At 72.1% G+C, this 1936-nt stretch carries 2 protein-coding genes and 1 pseudogene; 1 reads left to right on the forward strand and 2 read right to left on the reverse strand.

Annotated features, from left to right (window positions below; genetic code table 11):
• Both J0695_RS40085 and J0695_RS40090 read right to left on the reverse strand, forming a co-directional pair.
• Positions 1 to 1130, reverse strand: a 1130-nt coding sequence (locus tag J0695_RS40085) for a sensor histidine kinase (RefSeq protein ID WP_206969738.1), incomplete at its 3' end; no start/stop codon positions are given.
• Between the two features lie 5 nt (positions 1131 to 1135).
• Positions 1136 to 1702: pseudogene (locus J0695_RS40090) on the reverse strand (winged helix-turn-helix domain-containing protein); the annotation flags it as partial.
• 32 nt (positions 1703 to 1734) lie between these two features.
• Here J0695_RS40090 and J0695_RS40095 point away from each other — a divergent pair.
• A partial coding sequence (locus J0695_RS40095; protein ID WP_372445920.1) for a response regulator occupies positions 1735 to 1936 on the forward strand: 202 nt, incomplete at its 3' end.

Below are 1936 nucleotides of genomic sequence, written 5' to 3' on the forward strand. Positions count from 1 at the left end.
CAGATGTGTATAAGGGCCAGGGTCAGGGCTGCGGGGAGGGTGACCTCGAAGCGGCAGCCGCCCGTGACGTTACGGACGGCTGCGCGGCCCGCATGGGCCTCCACGATGCCGCGCACGATCGCCAGACCGAGGCCCGCACCCGCCGGGGGAGTGCGGGCCTCACTGCCGCGCCAGCCCGTGTCGAATACCCGCTCCAGATCGCCCTCGGGGATACCGCCGCAGCCGTCGGTCACCGACAGCACCACCGATCCGGCCCGCAGCTCGGCTGCGACCGCGACCGTGCCGTCCGCGGGCGTCCGGTGGATGGCGTTGACCAGCAGATTGGCCAGCACCCGCGTCATCTCCTTGCCGTCCACCTCCACCGGCACGGGCTCCACGAGCCCGCCGACCAGCCGCACCCCGTGCTCCCGGGCGAGGGGGTCGGCACCGGCCATGGCGTCGCCCACGAGGTCGTACATGGAGATCCGAGTCGGCGTGAGGGTGAGGGCCCCGGCGTGGATGCGGGAGAGCTCGAAGAGGTCGCCGACCATGGAATTGAGGCGGTCGACCTCCGTGCGGATCTGCCGGAAGTACCGCTCGGGATCGGCGGCCATGCCGTCCTCCAGGGCCTCCGACATCGCGCGCAGACCCGCAAGGGGGGTGCGCAGATCGTGGGAGATCCAGGCGACGAGCTCACGGCGGGAGGTCTCCAGGGCCCGCTCGCGCTCGCGCGAGACGGCCAGCTTGGCGCTCGTGGCCGCCAATTCCCGGCCCAGGTCGGACAGTTCGGCCGTCGCCGCACCACCTGGTACGGCAAAGGAGCCGCCGTCGCCGAAGGAGCGCGCGGCCAGGGTGAGCGCCCTGCTCCCCGCGACGACCCAGCGGCCGAGCAGCAGCGCGGTGGCGAGCGACACGACGGCCGCCATCGCGGCCACCAGCGTCACCACCTTCAGGTCGTGGGCGGAGAGGAACATCGCCCAGGCCACCACCAGCGTTCCTGCCAGCATCGCGGTCACCGCGACCGCGGCGACGACGGTCAGGACGACGGCGACCGAACGCCGGCGCAGCAGCCGCAGGACCACGGCCCCCAGCAGCCCGGCCGCGCAGGCCCCGGCGAACGCGTACAGGGCGATCAGCAGCAGGTCCTTCATGCCGTGCCCGCCTCCTCGAAGCGGTAGCCGACGCCCCACACCGTCTGGATGAGCTCAGGAGCCCCCGGGTCCCTCTCGATCTTCCCGCGCAGCCGCCGCACATGGACGGTGACCGTCGAGAGATCGCCGAACTCCCACCCCCACACCTCGTGCATCAGCTGTTCGCGGCTGCAGGCCTGCCCAGGATGGCGCAGCAGATATTCGAGGAGATCGAACTCGCGCAACGTCAGGGCGAGTTCCTCGCCGTCCTTGGTCGCCCGCCGGCCCGCGGGATCCATCGCGATCCCGGCCGCCGCGAGCAGGGGGCCCGGCTGCGCCCCCGCGCCCGCCCGGCTGCGGCGCAGCACCGACTCGACGCGCAGTACCAGCTCGCGCGGGCTGAAGGGCTTCGTCACATAGTCGTCCGCGCCTATCTCCAGGCCGAGGATCCGGTCGTCCTCGTCACCGCGCGCGGTCAGCATGATCACGGGGACGGGCCCCCGGCCGCGCAGTTCACGGCAGACCTCAAGACCGTCCATGCCAGGCAGCATCAGATCGAGCACCACCAGATCGGGCCGCCGTACGCCGGCCCGATCTGGTGGTGCTCGATCTGATGCTGCCTGGCATGGACGGTCTTGAGGTCTGCCGTGAACTGCGCGGCCGGGGGCCCGTCCCCGTGATCATGCTGACCGCGCGCGGTGACGAGGACGACCGGATCCTCGGCCTGGAGATAGGCGCGGACGACTATGTGACGAAGCCCTTCAGCCCGCGCGAGCTGGTACTGCGCGTCGAGTCGGTTCTGCGCCGCAGCCGGGCGGGCGCGGGGG

Source organism: Streptomyces beijiangensis, assembly GCF_017315755.1.
Taxonomy (GTDB): domain Bacteria; phylum Actinomycetota; class Actinomycetes; order Streptomycetales; family Streptomycetaceae; genus Streptomyces; species Streptomyces beijiangensis.